Here is a 15199-nt window from a genome sequence, read left to right as displayed (position 1 = left end):
CGGTCCCGGGGACGGATAGTTATTGGGATGTACCTTGGCCGCTTGCGTGGAGGAGGAGCCGGTGTTGGGTGGTTTGGGCCGAGTTGCCATGAGGCTGATGTGATGAGTCTGCTGATGTCAGGTGGTTTGCAGTGCAATGCTCGCCAAACAATCCGGGACGCTCCACTTGAACCCCAGGGTCAATTGTCGGTCGCCCAACCTGGCTTCACGTGTGATAGGGGCGTTGGGGACCGGGTTGGAAGGCGGTACGGGCGGTGTAAGATCACTCACATGGTTACGAAGCTCGTTCACCGTGATGCAGGTTCCGCCCAAATCTCGTAGCACGATGAAGGGAGGGCTTGCCAGTTGCTTTGATTGGCGGACTTCGAGGGTACCGACCACGATACCGTGATCCAGCGATAAGGTCTGATCGCTTTCGTAGAATCGCGTGCACTCGTTTTCCTTGACCAGTTTGAGCTCGACGCCCGCGACTGCAGCGATGCTGCTGGATTCGACATTGGGGTGTGCAGCGACGCTAGAAAGCGCCTGTACCAAGGCCCAAATCGTTTGCATGAGCTGCTCCTTCATTTCTTGCTCGCGTAATTTGCATCGTACCAATCGCCGTAGTAATCAGCGTAGGGTTGGTCGTAGACGTGATCTCGCCATCACCAAATTTCGTGCCGATGACTTGCCGTGCTGTCATCGCGTTGTCGTTTTACATTCTGCTGAAACGCATCCCTATGGATGAAAGGCAATCAGGATTGTCATTGCGAAAACCGAAGCCGACCTCAATGCCGTTTATCTCTATTCTCCACGTCGTTCTTGCTCTAGGGGCGGGATTGTTGGGCGGATAGGGGAAGCCCAGATGCCCGAATTTTTCCCTGAGTGCTTCCCGCGAAATGCAAGTTCCGCTTATGTCGTCCAGAGTGATCGATGGAGGCTTGGGGTCTTTCTTGGGGGTTGCGTAATTAACTCTGTTGATTCTGACTCCATTTCCAAGTTCCAGAGGGTCGTTTATTCCCCAGAATCGGTAATAATCATTCTCCTTCTTTAAAACTATCTGCGCTTGCAAGGCTTCTTCCAGTTGCTGAGCGGTCCCGGGCTGGATGGTTGTCAATGCCTCGATGAGAGAGAAGAGTGCATGCATTGCGATGCCTTTCATTTTGTCGCGCCGTATGTTTCGTCGTACCACGATCCGTAGTAGTCGGAGTAGGTCTGGCCGGTTGTGGATGTTTGCTCGCCGCTGCCGAAGATATTGCCGATGCTTTGTCGCGCAGCGGAAGCGTCGCCCGTCTTCAGTTAAGCATCGTAGGCAGCGTTGTAGCCAGCATGGTTGGCTGGGGTGCCGGCGATGCCGATGTCTGGCCCGCCGTTGGCCAGGATTTCCCGCTGGATCTGGATGTTCTTCATGGTGGCTGCACCCTCGCCAGCCAGGGCGCCATTGACGTAGGCGGCGTTGGAACTGTAATCGGGGGTATAGGTGTAGGTGGCATGTCCCACTTCATGGGGCAGCACTTGTACAGCCTGTTCCGGATCGCCTTTGAGGTTGCCGTCTAGAACGATGAGAGGAGGATCTCCTTCCCGCCAGGCATAGCTGCCTTTCCCTGGTGCCCCATATTCAATTTCCCAGCCGCTCTCCTTGAGCTTCTCGATATCTGCCTCAAGCGTTGGCGACTTGCCCACCAAGTCATCAACAGACTCACCCAGGCCGGTGGAGACTGGCGTCTTGGGGCTCGGTGCCGCAGGCCCCATGCTCTTCCAGTTCATCCACATCGAATCGCCAGTGCGTACGATGGGTCTGCCATTGACATAGACATTGCTGCTCTTGTCGATGTTGTGGCTGATGGTGGTGTGCGTGCCCGAAACGACGCCTTTGCCCGCTCCGGGCTCGTCGCCCTTGACGTTATCGACGAAGCTCTCGTTGTGCAGATAGACCGCCTTGCCCTGCAGGAAGACGTTCGGCGAGCACTGTTGGCTCTGATCCATCGTGTGGGTAATGGGATAGGTCCAGCGCTTGTAGCGGGCCTTGAGCCGCATGTCGAAGCGCACGGCGTTCTCGCCCAGCACCTGGTACAGGATGTCGGGCACGGTCTGGTTCTGCCAGATGCGAAAGTCCGCACGGCGCGAGGCGTGCCACAGCCGCGGGGCGAGGGGGGCTTCATAGACCCAGTGCCGGCCTTCGTGGCCGACGGCGGCGAAGTCGATCATCTGGCCGGAGAGGTAGCGACGGCCGCGGCGGTCGGTTTCGAGTTCGATGCTCGATTACCGGGGTGACACCCAGCCGGGGAAGCTGTCAGGGAACTCCTGTCGGAACTTGGCAATGACCTGGTCGAGCAGCGGGGTGGCCGGCACGTCCAGCGGCACAGGCCCTGGCAGTTGTGCCAGCGGCTGCTGCATCAAGGGGTGATCAAAGCGCTTGGGGTTCTCCAAGCCAGCCCATTCACGAAGGCGCAGCCAGCAGAGTATTTCGTAGGGAAACAGCATGACGTCTTCAGCATCGAACTCGTTGATTTCGTCATGAGCGGTATTGCGGGTCTCCTGGAGATGGAAGTCGGCCATGGCGCATACCCAGTCGTGCACCTTGTTCAGATCGGTGGTGAGCCAGTCGTTGAGCACGGTCGCGTACGGGCTCATGTCGGGAGGGTAGGAGTAAAGAGAGATGTCGAATTTCTGCCCTCCCGCTTGGGCATAGAGGTGCAGGATGAACCAGAAGTGGCGGTAAACCTCCCCCGCGCGGTGCCGGTCCGTATGCTGCAAATCGAGCAAGGAGGTGTCGAGGCCGCGAATCAAGGTCCGACCGATCCGGATTGCAGCATCTTTCCAGCCGGCTATGACGGCCAAGGAGAAATAGAGTACGGCATTATTTTGGAGCACTGATCCACCTCTGTTCGCCTCCGCCTGGGCCGCCGCGATATGGAGGCAAGCCTCCGCATGACGCACGGCCAAGGCCAGGTGTTCACGGCTGCCACTGCCTTCGTTCAGCAGCGCGTGCTCGTAGTGGACAAGGTGCCAAAAGTGAATTTGCGCGGCTTTTCTTCCGAGATGCGCGATTCCCCTCTTCACCGGCCAGGTATGCTTCAAATAACGCTGGTGGCTTATCCCTGAAATTTCGGATCAGTGTTGGATTGCCGATCCACTCCGTGAGCCATTTGCTGACCTTTTTCTTTAACTTGACGACTTCTTGCTTGCTGTCCATGTATCAATTCCTTATTCCTTAACAAGCCAGGGTTTGGAGCGGGAAGGCTTGTTCGGATTCTTGGCGCATCCCTTCGAAATATCATCGATGAAGACTTCGCGCTTTTCGTAGGCGACCGACTTGCCAATATCTTTTGCACTATCTATCCAGCCTAGCGCTTTTTCTGCATTTTCCATCGCTTCAGGAATTTTTCCATAATTACCTCTGCCATTCGAAGCCCGCTCCAAGCGGTCATTCGTATATTTTTCCCCGCCCATATTAGCCTGATCTCGGGAGAGAAGGTGCGCTGCTTCCCTCAGTAGTCTTCACCTCCCAGACCTTGACTTCGCCTGTCTTGCTGTTGCGCCCGATCATGTCAACACCGTGACCGGAGTTGTTCTGCACAGTTACAACCTCGTCAAAGCCCTCCTGCATCATGTCTTGCTTGGCAAGCCATTCGCCGCACTTCCCTTTCTCACCGGTTTTCTTTGGCTTCCCCTTATCTTTGCCGCCCCCGCTACCCTGAGCCTTCTTGGTTCCCCGTTCAGCAGCGGCCTCGCCAGCTTCCTTCTTTCCGGCATGCTCTGCCGTTTCCCGCCCGCCTTTGATGGCGCCTTCGACGGCGGTGCCAGCCTTTTTGGCATATTTTGCCCCCGTTGCCGCCATGCCGGCGCCGGGAATCATCGCCGCTGCGCTCAGGGCGGCGTTGACCGTGTCGCCCTCGGCCAGATAGATCAGCGCATTGGCGCCGTCGGCCACCTCCCCGACGACAGGAATGAGGCCGACGACGTCGAGCACCCCGTGTGCGACGGCGCTGCCCCAGCGTCCCCACCAGCCCGTTTCCTTGGCCGTGGCCTGGATGGGCGGTGCGCTGTTGCCGTGCGGATTCGGCCCGGTATCGGGAACGATGATCCCTTGTGTATTGCCCATCGGTCCCGGGGACGGATAGTTATTGGGATGTACCTTGGCCGCTTGCGTGGAGGAGGAGCCGGTGTTGGGTGGTTTGGGCCGAGTTGCCATGAGGCTGATGTGATGAGTCTGCTGATGTCAGGTGGTTTGCAGTGCAATGCTCGCCAAACAATCCGGGACGCTCCACTTGAACCCCAGGGTCAATTGTCGGTCGCCCAACCTGGCTTCACGCGTGATAGGAGCGTTGGGTAGCGTTTCAGGAGCGCTGGGGCTCATCGTGTGGATCTTCTATAAGGTTCGTAGTCCGCTATGTTTTTCCGAAAGTTTACGCCCAAACCGCTGAGGCAATCAGGGGATGAGTTCTTGAAGGAAAATAAAAAAACCTTGTTATTTATCTCTTTTCCAAAGTACGTGACCGCACCAAGGGCTGGGCTTCTTGGCGGAATAATCAACGAGAAGTCCCCGATCTGAGACTCTATTTCTGATCTGGTTATGCATTGGCCGGATAGCGTCACTGTTACGGATTTCAGGTGATCATCCATTTCGTACAAAACTGACATCTCGCCTTGCAGTTTTTTGTTTTCCGTTATTTCAATTTTGGATGTGTATTCCAGTTCTGAATGTTTTTTTTCATTTTTTATTAGCTCTATATCCATTTTTTCAGATATGTCGCTAATTCTTGTGCTTGGATTGAACTGAGAAATTGTCTCGATGAGTGTCCATAGCAGCATAATTGAAAGTCCTTTCATTTTTCTGTGCCGTATGTCTTGTCGTACCACGATCCGTAGTAGTCGGAGTAGGTCTGGCCGGTTGTGGATGTTTGCTCGCCGCTGCCGAAGATATTGCCGATGCTTTGTCGCGCAGCGGAAGCGTCGCCCGTCTTCAGATAAGCATCGTAGGCAGCGTTGTAGCCAGCATGGTTGGCTGGGGTGCCGGCGATGCCGATGTCTGGCCCGCCGTTGGCCAGGATTTCCCGCTGGACCTGGATGTTCTTCATGGTGGCTGCACCCTCGTCAGCCAGGGCGCCATTGACATAGGCGGCCTTGGAGCTGAAATCGGGAGCATAAGTGTAGGTGGCATGTCCCACTTCATGGGACAGCACTTGTACAGCCTGTTCCGGATCGCCTTTGAGGTTGCCATCTAGGATGATTTGCGGTCCACTCGGATTTGCTGGATCAGCATAGCTGCCTTCCCCTGGCGGTCCATATTCAATTTTCCAGCCGCTCTCCTTGAGCTTCTCGATATCTGCCTCAAGCGTTGGCGACTTGCCCACCAAGTCATCAACAGACTCACCCAGGCCGGTGGAGACTGGCGTCTTGGGGCTCGGTGCCGCAGGCCCCATGCTCTTCCAGTTCATCCACATCGAATCGCCAGTGCGTACGATGGGTCTGCCATTGACATAGACATTGCTGCTCTTGTCGATGTTGTGGCTGATGGTGGTGTGCGTGCCCGAAACGACGCCTTTGCCCGCTCCGGGCTCGTCGCCCTTGACGTTATCGACGAAGCTCTCGTTGTGCAGATAGACCGCCTTGCCCTGCAGGAAGACGTTCGGCGAGCACTGTTGGCTCTGATCCATCGTGTGAGTGATGGGATAGGGTACCGGAGAGCCTTTCTTGCTGGGGGTGATGCACACGTCGGGCGCCAGGCTGACCAGACGGAAGCGTGCATCCTTGGAGACGATGTTCTCATCGGCCATGAGCCGTCTCCGGTGTGTAGTGTGCTTGCGTCCCAGGCGGCCAGGTGCCGAGTTCGAGCGCACGTACTTCGGTGCGTGCGCTGACCGTGGCACGGCGCACCACCGAAAGCGTGGCGGCTGTCGGATCGATGATGACCGTGTCGATGTGCATCGGCGCGAACAGCAGTGGGCCAGCCTGCAGGCGAAGCAGTAACTGGAGATCCTGCTGCGGCAGGGCGAAGCGGATGCCGCCGCCGTTGGCGGGTGGGTCCGGCGTCAGATTGGCCAGCGCAATGATTTCGCCGCCCTTGGGATAGTCGATCTGTTGATCCTGAGGGGCGCAGTTCCAGTAGCGGTAGTCGTGGTCGCGTGGCGACTTCGGCCACTGCGTGGCTTTCCAGGCCTCGTCGTGTGTGCCGGCCAGTTTGAGACGGGGCTGCCACCAGCGGCCAATCGGCCCCAGTCCCAGGGTCGGGTAGTCGTCCTGGCCCTTGAACGCTTGATCGGGTACTTCGATCTGCGGTGCGATGTGCAGGGCTGCTTCGACTTGTTCCCAAGCGGGAGCGGATGGATGCTGCACGTCGCGGACCATGCCGACCGCCTCGAGTGCTTGCGCTGGAGCACGGCCGCAGCCGATGGGATTGATCGAATCGTAGGCCGGCATGCGTGCCAGGGCCCGGGCAACCTTGTCCCTGTCCGCCGCACTCAGCTCAGGGGCTTGCTCGAGCCGTTCCAGAACGTTCTGGAGGGCGATGGAGTTTGGGCCGCCGTAGGCCAGTTCGTAGAGGATCGGAACCTGTGTGGCGGGTTCGGGCGCGGTGGGCGACCAACCAAGCATCCCCTTTTTCTGGTTGCGTGGGCCGGTGACCTGGATGACCTTGTAAATCGCATCGCCGAAGGCAAAGCCGACCGCCCAGCGATCCCTGGGTTTGCCGCCCGGGCTGTAGGCGTGTGCGTTGACCACGAGGACATCGCACTTGGGTTTGTAGGGTGCGTAGTCGCTTTCCTGAATCAGGCTCGAGGTGTTGACGCCAAGGCGGAACTGGTCGGATTCGCACAGCGGAGCCTGTTCCTCGGGAGGAAGCAGTTCCGGCACGGGGACGGTCCGCGTGCGGTTGTCCAGCGTGCGCAGGCTGTAGGTCATCCGGCACACCATGACGTGGAAGATTTCGCCCTGCGGGTCTACATGCTGGAAGTACTGACTGGGCCATGGCGTGTGGTTGACCACTTCCGGCAGCGGGGCTGCCGTCAAGGGGGCGGGAAGCGTATTGTCCGGGCCGTTCATGGTCAGTTGAGATCGATGCGCTCGGATTCGAGGCCGACGTGTTCGCTGCCGACGACGTCGATGTTCTTGCCGTTGAGCGTGATGGTGCCGTCGGCTTTCATGACGAGGGTGGAGGCGCCGACCTTGAGGGTGATGGACTCGCCCGCTTGCAGGGTGATGTTTTTGCCCACATTGGTGGTCTTGTTCATGCCGACCTGGGTGCTCTGATTGACGCCGACCAGGGTGTTCATCATCAGGCCGACGTTCAGGCTGTAGCCCATGCCGACGTTTTCCATGCGCCCGAGGCCGACGTTCTGCATGTAGGCCATGGAGATGGTCTCGGTCTTGTTCTTGCCGACCTTGATCGACCAGTTCTTGCCGATGCGGTCGGTCTCGTTGTTGTCGACCTTCTTGCTGCGGCTCTTGTGGATGGTGACCGATTCGTTGAGGTCGACCGTACGTGTGCGGTTCTTGTGCACGGTGAGGGTTTCGTCCAGATCCACCTCCTCGGTGCGCCAGCCATGGACGTTGATCTTCTCGTTGCGGTCGACCACCTCGGTGCGGTCGCGGTGGATGGTGTTGAACTCGTCACGGTCGATCTCTTTCCTGCGGTCGTTGCCGACCCACTTCGATTCGTCGTGCTCGACTTCGGTCAGGTAGTCCTTCTGGGCATGGAACCAGACCTGCTCCTGGCCCTTCCTGTCTTCGAAGCGCAACGCGTTGGCGTCGCCGGGGCCGTCGCGCAGGCCTTCGCCGGCGGCACCGCCCTTGCTCGAGCGGGTGAGCACGCCCGACTGGGTCTGGTTGGCCGGCAGCGGCCAGGGCGGCATCTGCTCGGCGTTATAGACGCGCCCGGTGATGATCGGGCGGTCCGGGTCGCCGTGCTCGAAGTCGACGATGACTTCCTGGCCGATGCGCGGGATGTGGATCGCGCCGAAGCCCGAACCCGCCCAGGGCGAGGCGACCCGGATCCAGCAGGTGTCGGTGCCGTCGCGCGCACCGTAGCGGTCCCAGTGGAAATGCACCTTGACCCGGCCGTATTCGTCGGTGTGGATCTCTTCGCCCGGCGGGCCGACCACCACGGCGGTTTCCACCCCGCGGGTGCGCGGCTTGGGCGTGGCCAGCGGCGGACGGAAGGGGCGGTCGGCGGGGATGGCTTCGACGTCCACGTGGAAGCGGCTGGTGGTGCTGCCGACGCTGCCTTCGTAGTCGTTGTCGGCGATGTCGTAGCTGACGGCGATGAGGGTCAGTTCGCGGTTCTGGTCGGCGCGCGGGTGCTCGGCGAGCGTGAGCCGGTGGCCCGGCGCGGCACCGCGCACGCGGCCCGACAGGTGCACGGTTTCCTGTTCGCGCTGCAGCCGTTCGAGGGTGTTGGCGGCGTACTGGCTGCCGTCGCCGGTGTCGAGGTAGTCGCCGGGGTAGTGAAAGCGCGTGTAGTGGTCGAACAGGTGGCCGCGCGGGTCGGCGTGCTCGGTGGTCAGATCCGACGAGGGGCGCTCGAAGTCGTAGTCGGCGTGGATCAGCCGGCCCGGCTCGACGCGCCGGGTCAGGCGCCAGGCATCGAAGTGGTCGCGGTCCGGGCGCGTCTGCACGCCGCTGTAGTAGGAGACGGTGGCGTAGCCGGGACATTCGGGGTGGGCCGACAGGTGGTCGGCCAGCACCAGGGTCTCGCCGTCGGCGCCGTGCTCGAACCAGAAGAAGATGCCTTCGTGTTCGAGCTGGCGGCAGATGAAGGAGAGGTCCGTCTCGCGGTACTGCACCAGGTAGGTCCAGCGCTTGTAGCGGGCCTTGAGCCGCATGTCGAAGCGCACCGCGTTCTCGCCCAGTACCTGGTACAGGATGTCGGGCACCGTCTGGTTCTGCCAGATGCGAAAGTCCGCGCGCCGCGAGGCGTGCCATGCCGCGGCGCGACCGTGGCTTCATAGACCCAGTGCCGGCCTTCGTGGCCGATCGCGGCAAAGTCGATCATCTGGCCAGACAGGTAGCGCCGGCCGCGGCGGTCGGTCTCCAGTTCGATCGCGCAGCGCTCGCCGATCATCGCCTGGCAGTCCAGGTCGGCCGAAAGCGACTTGAAGCGCACCGTGAAGCGGTACAGCGAGGACAGGGCTTCGCGCCCCGTCACGCTGACCGCCCACAGCGTGTCGCCAAGGGGGGTGTGAGCTACCAGGAGACGATTCATGGCTTGGCTTATTGGCTGTCGGTTTCGGTTGCGGCTTCGACTGCATCGCCAGCCGCTTCGGTGTGTTCAGCGTGCTGAGCGTGAGCTGCGTCGTCTGGCTGGTGGGCCGAGATCAGCAGATCGACGCGGCGGTTGACGGCGCGTCCTTCGCGGGAGGTGTTGGGTGCGATCGGTTCCGCGTCGCCACGGCCTTCGAACGAAACCCGGCTCTCATCGAGTCCCAGCGACACCAGTTCGTTACGCACGCTTTCGGCGCGACGAGAGGAGAGCGCCAGGTTCTGTTCCGAGTCGCCGACGTTGTCGGTGTATCCGATGGCACGTACGGCCAACCGGGGATGGGCGCTGAGCGTCGAGGCGATGTGCTCGAACACCGGGCGCATTTTCGTGCTGATCTTGGTGCTGGACGTTCTGAAAATGTCGCCGGAACGGACCCGGACGATGACGGTGCCGTCCTCTTGTTCGGTGACGCTGAGGTGGGGGTTCTGACGCAGTTGCTGGATGGCCTGATTGCGCTGCTCGAGCCAGGCATTGTGTTCCTGGGCCGCATGCATTTCGGCAATGGCCTCTGCCGATGGTTCTGCAGGCTGTTCAGGCAGGGTGGTACAAGCGCCGAGCGTGAGCAGCAGCGCCAGAATCGGCAGGGGACGGAAGGGGGCGCGCGAAGACATCGTGTGTTCCTGAAGGGGGGTTAGTTGACAGGGGTAAGGTGTTGTAGCGGAAGGTAGCCATCTGTCGAATCGCTTGATGGCATGGGATGTGGCGGGGTTCCATCGCGACGAGTACGAACTTGAACCCATTTGTCGTTGATGGTTTGCAGTTTCAGGACAGGCTGTCCGGTGTCCAGTACGGTAATGCCGGGGGCATGTTCATCCGGTTGAGCCTTGAGCTCGGCTCGCCCGGCTTCGCTGCTGACTTGGTAATACTCCAAGTATGGCAGGACATCGCCGCAGTCGGCCGCAGCTGCGGCTGATGAGATGTCCTTGTGGAGTTGCGCAGGGTCTCGTCGGGTGGATGACGGTTCCATTGCCGCGAAATCGCCAAAGAACAGGCGTTTGTCGCATTCGATGAGGGCAGACAGGTGCTCCATGCGCAAGGTGACGGCGGCCACTGCGTCGCCCTCCTTGTAGCGGAAGAAGTTCGGCGGTATGTGCGGAAACAGGCGGTCGAGCAGCGGAATGGCTGTTTCGAGCGGGAACTCGGTGGCAAAGGTGCCGTCTGCCAACGGTGTGCCGTGGTAGAGCTGGATGCTGGCGGGCTGGCTGGGGGGACCACCTGCTTCTTCGATACGAGGCAAGACAGGTAGCGATCGCGCGTCAGGGAAGAAACGCATGAACAGGGTACGCTGCTCGGTGCTGCCATCCGGCCATGAGGGAACCCAGTACGCTTGAAGTACGCCCGAAAGCGTGATCTTTCCCGCATATTCGAGGCGCTGTGTCTGGGATGCTCTTTCGGCATCTGGAGCCAAACCAACGGTGCCGGATTGTGCAAAAGCCGGAGGAGCAAGCAGCGTGGCGGCGATGCCAAGATGCAGCAGGTAGGCAAGTAGGCGGTGCGTCGGTGTCGGATGTGTCATTGCATTCCAGAAAGCGGAAGAGCTATTCGTAGTCGGAAGAGATTTCGAGGAATACGTTGTCGATGCCTGTGTCGTTCAGGTGAGCCTTGAGCTTGCGTAGCATCGAGACACTGGAGTTCACCACGTTGCTGCCCTTTGTTTCACCAACGAGAAGGCATCCATCGGTGTTGGACGGGTAGTTGCCATTGTGGATCAGGATGTAGCGACCTTCCGAAACCGTGCTGTTGTATAGCAGCGGCACCGGGTTGTATGGCTTGACCGAGGGGATGTTGCTGTTGTGCCATTTGAGCCGGTACGTGCCTTCCGGGATGCGCAGCCGTAGCCCCGACCGTGTGGTGTCCGGGCCTGGACGTTCGAGCACGTAGCCTTTCAGGATGCCGTTGTTGCTGCTGAGTTCCGAGATTGTGGACGCGTCGCTCTGCCATTTTCGTATGATCTGGATTTTGCTCATGACTTTATTCGATTGGACCCTTTAGACTGTCGAATTAGTGTTCCGCTGGGGGATGTGACGATAAGCGGCTAAGGAAAACGTAACTCGCCCTGGTGGCTGGAGTGAGGTTCCCGGTGGCCGCTGTATGGTTTTCAGTCCTTCTCGTTTGGCGATCTTTCGTGGGGGGGCTGTTTTCCGTTGGTTGACGGACTGTCACCCGATCGCCGTTCACCGAGATATGAATATCGATCTGCTTTGCTGAGCTCTTGAGGCTTGGATTATTTTTCAGGGCGTCCGGCGTGTAATCGTCGACCTTCAATGAAAGCCAGGCTGTATCCGTAGCCTCGCTCGCTTTCCATTCGACAGCTTTGATTTTGCCGACATGGCTCAATCGAACGGTGTTGAAGAGCGGAGCTTCATCGAAGGTCGAAACACTGAGGGTGTACTCGTAGCGACACACGCCGGAAGTTTCGATGAAGCAGTCGTTTACGGAAATATGTATGTGGTCGTTGTGTCCGCTCACGTTGTAGTTGCTACCGGTTTTCTTCTGCATGAATGGGCTGAATTTTTCGCGCCGGTGTGGGTAGTTTTCAAATTCGAGCTGGACCGCTTCGACGATGGATTTGACTGTGGCATCCGAGGGGTGGTGCACCGACATTTTCATTCCGTTTATCCTGAGTCAGTGGGGTTCTCGGCGGGGGGTTCCGGTAATCGCAAAGCGCCGTTTGAAGCCCAGCGGGCGGTGTACGCCTGCCGGTTCGGAAAGAAACGGTATGCGGAACCCCGGCTTCTGCAGTACCTGAACTGTCCAGGTCGTATCTCCTATGAACCGGAACGATACTTTGTCAGGTTGCTGCATCTGCAGTTTCTCGAAACGCCCTGTGGAGTACATGCCGCCAATGCGTGCGCTATCCTCCAGTGCGCCGGAAAAGCCGACAAGATGGATGTTCAGTGAATCCTCATGAGGAATGTCGTCAGTCAAAAAAAGAAGGTAGCCGGCATCGCATTTGAGTGCGGCTTCCAGTATGCATCCTTCGAGGCGTTGGCCTGTCGGCTTGCCACCGATGACCAGTTCACAGCTCGGCGGTGTCGTGTCAGAGGCGTGGAGTGGGGCACAAGTGGCTATGCTTTCGGCTTCTTGTAGCATTGGTATTCCTTGGGCTACCAGAGCCAAGACACTCCAAAGGCTGCCAGCGCTCCTCCAATGAACGCTCCTGCTGTGACGCAGATTGGGGCGCCTGGACCGCAGGCCAGTCCCGCAAGAGCTCCACCAGCGAAGCCACCGCCGATACCCGCGCCGGTAATGCTTGCCTCACGGACTGCGGTCTGGGTTTTGTCTTCAGCAACAGATACGTTGTATACAGACAAAGCCACGGAAAGCACGATCAGACCTCTGCCCGCCTGGCCCAGGCGCTGCATGGCTGCCGTTACTCCAGGATTCGATCGACCCGAGGACGCCACGATTTCCGCGTAAATCGTATTACGCTCCAAGGTCGAGAGCTGATCGAATCGAGCACTGCGACCGTGTATTTGCTCGACTTTGCGGGCAATCAATTCATTCAGCGTCCTTCCCTCGGATTTCATTCGTTGGGCGAGGGACAGGCCTACTGGCGTGCTTCGGTGCCGTATGATGTCCATGACGGCATTGCGGGCATCCTGTGCTTTTTTTGCCGCATCGGACCATGTGATTACATTCGATTCGGCTTGCCTGGCCAATTCCTGGGACATCTTTCGAATTTCTCTGGCGTAGGCGGCCCGCGCTTCTGCATCGATGTGCAGGTGGACCCCTGCGCTGGCAATCTCCGCTTCGAACGCTCGAATGATGTCATGGAATAGCTTTTGTTCATCGGCTTGAGGCATGCCGGGGTGCTCCGAGAACTAAGTTGAGCTTTATTTTCTGAAGTGAACGGCTAGCGCGCTGACTTTAATATTGCGCCAGCAACAAGATGTGCTGCCGGCGCAATATCGGGATGCTTGTTTATTAGGCCTTGTTCTGCTTGACGTCCCAGGTGCCGGTCACGGCAGCACCCATGGAACCGTTGGCGTTCTGCTCCTTCACCTCGACCTTGATCTTGGAGTAGGAAATGCCGACGGTTTCCTTGACGCGGGCATCATCGGTGGAGCCGGAGGGGCCGGCGTGGGTGATGAGGCAGTCGGTGAGGGTGATGCGCATGTATTCCTGCGAGCCGTCGCCGACTTTGCAGCACGACACTTCGACCGTGCCGATATGCTTGCCGGACGCGCAGTACTGCATCAGGTTCGGCGTGGCCTTGTCGACGTAGTGGGTGAACGACAGTGCATCGAAACTGGCCTTGCCGACCCCGCCGCCGCCGCCGGTGAAGGTCGAGGAGGACTGGGAAACGCCGTAGTTGAAGGACAGGACGTCGATCCAGCCGGCGTGCTTCGAGTCCTTGGACTCACCGTCGATGCCAGCGATCTTGATGAAGAAGTCTTGTAGGGATGCCATTGATATCTACCTTCCTATGTGTTGAAAAAACAAGTGGTTTCACCGTCAGGATGCGGCGCCTTCCTTGACCGACGGCAACTTGGAAACCAGACGAAGGCTCATGGTCAGGCCCTCGAGCTGGTAGTGGGGACGCAAGAAGAATTTGGCCGAGTAGTAACCGGGGTTGTCCGCGATTTCTTCGACGACGACTTCCGCGGCAGCAAGCGGCTTGCGGGCCTTGGTCTCCTGGCTGGAGTTGGCCGGGTCGCCGTCGACGTAGTTCATGATCCAGTCGTTGAGCCAGCGCTCGACGTCGTCGCGTTCCTTGAAGCTACCGATCTTGTCCCGCACGATGCACTTGAGATAGTGGGCGAAGCGGCAGCAAGCGAAGAGGTAGGGGAGGCGCGCGGCCAATTGGGCGTTGGCGCTCGCGTCCGGGTCGTGATATTCGGTGGGTTTCTGGAGGCTCTGTGCACCGATGAAGGCGGCCGTGTCGGTGTTCTTGCGGTGGATCAGCGGCATGAAGCCGTTCTTGGCAAGTTCGGCTTCACGCCGGTCCGAGATGGCGATTTCGGTGGGACACTTCATGTCCACGCCGCCATCGTCGGTGGGGAAGGTGTGGCAAGGCAGCCCTTCGACGACGCCGCCGGATTCGACACCGCGAATGGAGGTTGCCCAGCCGTAGTGCTTGAAGCTCCGATTGACGTTGACGGCCATGGCATAGGCGGCGTTGACCCACAGGTAGCGGTGATGGTCGGTGCCGTTGGTGCTTTCCTCGAAATCGAAATCGTCGACCGGATTGGTCTGGGCGCCATAGGGCAGGCGGCCAAGGAAGCGGGGCATGGCGAGGCCGATGTAGCGCGAGTCGTCCGAGTCGCGCAGGCTGCGCCATGGCGCGTATTCGGTGTTCTCGAAGATCTTGGTCAGATCGCGCGGATTGGCCAATTCCTGCCAGGAGTTCATCTGCATGACGCCTGGGTCGGCGCCGCCGATGAAGGGGCAGTGTGCGGCTGCGGCGATCTTGGCCATTTCGCCGAGCAGTTCGACGTCGGGGGCGGTGTGGTCGAAGTAATAGTCGCCGACGAGGCAGGCGTAGGGGGCGCCGCCCAGTTGGCCGTATTCTTCTTCGTAGATGCGGCGGAAGATCGGGCTCTGGTCCCAGCCGACGCCCTTGTGCCGGCGCAGGGTGCGATGCAGGTCTTTCTTCGACAGGTTCATGACCCGAATCTTCAGCATCTCGTCCGATTCGGTGTTGTTCACCAGGTAGTGGAGGCCGCGCCAGGTCGATTCCACCTGCTGGAAGTCGGGGTGGTGGATGATGTGCTCGATCTGCTCGGAGAGCTTGCGGTCGATTTCACCGATGATGGCCTGGATCGACCGGTAGGCGTCGCCGGAAAAGTTGAGGCTGGATTCGAGCGCCTGTTCTGCGAGCGTGCGTACGGCGGATTCGACCGCACTGCGCTGTTCGTCGGTTCGGGGCTTGAATTCCTTTGCCAGCAGGCCGGCGAACTCCGAGCCTTCGGTCGTTGCAAGGGCGGACTCGGCGAGCTGTGACGATTGTGTATTCAT

General features: G+C 59.4%; 18 protein-coding genes and 1 pseudogene. All 19 read right to left on the bottom strand.

Translation table 11 applies throughout. The features are described 5' to 3' along the window. Window positions 1-117 precede the first annotated feature (117 nt). Window positions 118-567 carry a hypothetical protein gene (locus AAFL97_RS17490; protein ID WP_341645985.1) on the bottom strand — a complete coding sequence of 150 codons (450 nt, stop codon included), beginning with the start codon at window positions 565-567 and terminating at the stop codon, window positions 118-120. A 127-nt stretch (window positions 568-694) separates the two neighbouring features. Further along, window positions 695-1141, bottom strand: coding sequence for a hypothetical protein (locus tag AAFL97_RS17485; RefSeq protein WP_341645984.1), 447 nt, complete (start codon window positions 1139-1141; stop codon window positions 695-697). Window positions 1142-1278: 137 nt separating this feature from the next. Continuing rightward, a complete protein-coding gene (locus AAFL97_RS17480; protein WP_341647192.1) occupies window positions 1279-2235 on the bottom strand; it encodes a PAAR-like domain-containing protein in 957 nt (318 codons plus the stop codon). Between the two features lie 6 nt (window positions 2236-2241). After that, window positions 2242-3042 (bottom strand): hypothetical protein, encoded by an 801-nt coding sequence (locus AAFL97_RS17475; RefSeq protein ID WP_341645983.1) that lies wholly within the window; start codon window positions 3040-3042, stop codon window positions 2242-2244. A 144-nt stretch (window positions 3043-3186) separates the two neighbouring features. Beyond that, window positions 3187-3432 (bottom strand): hypothetical protein, encoded by a 246-nt coding sequence (locus AAFL97_RS17470; protein ID WP_341645982.1) that lies wholly within the window; start codon window positions 3430-3432, stop codon window positions 3187-3189. Window position 3433: 1 nt separating this feature from the next. Continuing rightward, window positions 3434-4084, bottom strand: coding sequence for a hypothetical protein (locus AAFL97_RS17465; RefSeq protein WP_341645981.1), 651 nt, complete (start codon window positions 4082-4084; stop codon window positions 3434-3436). Window positions 4085-4335: 251 nt separating this feature from the next. Next, window positions 4336-4812: a hypothetical protein gene (locus AAFL97_RS17460; protein ID WP_341645980.1), complete on the bottom strand. Its 477-nt coding sequence runs from the start codon at window positions 4810-4812 to the stop codon at window positions 4336-4338. Beyond that, a complete protein-coding gene (locus tag AAFL97_RS17455) occupies window positions 4809-5759 on the bottom strand; it encodes a DUF4150 domain-containing protein (protein ID WP_341645979.1) in 951 nt (316 codons plus the stop codon). The genes AAFL97_RS17460 and AAFL97_RS17455 overlap by 4 nt, the downstream gene beginning before the upstream one ends. Further along, window positions 5749-7023 (bottom strand): DUF2169 family type VI secretion system accessory protein, encoded by a 1275-nt coding sequence (locus tag AAFL97_RS17450; protein WP_341645978.1) that lies wholly within the window; start codon window positions 7021-7023, stop codon window positions 5749-5751. Before AAFL97_RS17450 ends, AAFL97_RS17455 begins: the two co-directional genes overlap by 11 nt. 2 nt (window positions 7024-7025) lie before the next feature. Continuing rightward, window positions 7026-7481, bottom strand: a complete 456-nt coding sequence (locus AAFL97_RS24755; protein ID WP_445954545.1) for a bacteriophage T4 gp5 trimerisation domain-containing protein — start codon at window positions 7479-7481, stop codon at window positions 7026-7028. Window positions 7482-7622: 141 nt separating this feature from the next. Beyond that, window positions 7623-9181, bottom strand: a pseudogene (locus tag AAFL97_RS17445) (type VI secretion system Vgr family protein); the annotation flags it as partial. Between the two features lie 8 nt (window positions 9182-9189). Then, a complete protein-coding gene (locus AAFL97_RS17440) occupies window positions 9190-9849 on the bottom strand; it encodes an OmpA family protein (protein ID WP_341645977.1) in 660 nt (219 codons plus the stop codon). A 20-nt stretch (window positions 9850-9869) separates the two neighbouring features. Beyond that, entirely contained in the window at window positions 9870-10754 is an 885-nt protein-coding gene (locus AAFL97_RS17435) for a hypothetical protein (protein ID WP_341645976.1), read from the bottom strand. A gap of 22 nt (window positions 10755-10776) precedes the next feature. Continuing rightward, complete coding sequence (locus AAFL97_RS17430; RefSeq protein WP_341645975.1) at window positions 10777-11205, bottom strand: DUF5675 family protein; 429 nt, start codon at window positions 11203-11205, stop codon at window positions 10777-10779. 34 nt (window positions 11206-11239) lie between these two features. After that, window positions 11240-11848: a hypothetical protein gene (locus tag AAFL97_RS17425; RefSeq protein ID WP_341645974.1), complete on the bottom strand. Its 609-nt coding sequence runs from the start codon at window positions 11846-11848 to the stop codon at window positions 11240-11242. Between the two features lie 15 nt (window positions 11849-11863). Next, window positions 11864-12331 carry a hypothetical protein gene (locus tag AAFL97_RS17420; RefSeq protein WP_341645973.1) on the bottom strand — a complete coding sequence of 156 codons (468 nt, stop codon included), beginning with the start codon at window positions 12329-12331 and terminating at the stop codon, window positions 11864-11866. A gap of 14 nt (window positions 12332-12345) precedes the next feature. Next, the gene (locus AAFL97_RS17415) at window positions 12346-13044 is read right to left on the bottom strand and encodes a hypothetical protein (RefSeq protein WP_341645972.1); all 699 of its coding nucleotides are present in this window, start codon (window positions 13042-13044) and stop codon (window positions 12346-12348) included. Window positions 13045-13165: 121 nt separating this feature from the next. Next, window positions 13166-13651, bottom strand: coding sequence for an Hcp family type VI secretion system effector (locus AAFL97_RS17410; RefSeq protein ID WP_341645971.1), 486 nt, complete (start codon window positions 13649-13651; stop codon window positions 13166-13168). A gap of 45 nt (window positions 13652-13696) precedes the next feature. Further along, window positions 13697-15199 (bottom strand): type VI secretion system contractile sheath large subunit, encoded by a 1503-nt coding sequence (tssC, locus tag AAFL97_RS17405; protein WP_341645970.1) that lies wholly within the window; start codon window positions 15197-15199, stop codon window positions 13697-13699.

Origin of the sequence: Thauera sp. SDU_THAU2 (assembly GCF_038260575.1) — a bacterium.
In the GTDB taxonomy this organism is placed as follows: Bacteria; Pseudomonadota; Gammaproteobacteria; order Burkholderiales; family Rhodocyclaceae; genus Thauera.
The sequence above is the reverse complement of the archived record's forward strand: the minus strand, read 5'-3'. Positions and strand labels throughout refer to the sequence as shown.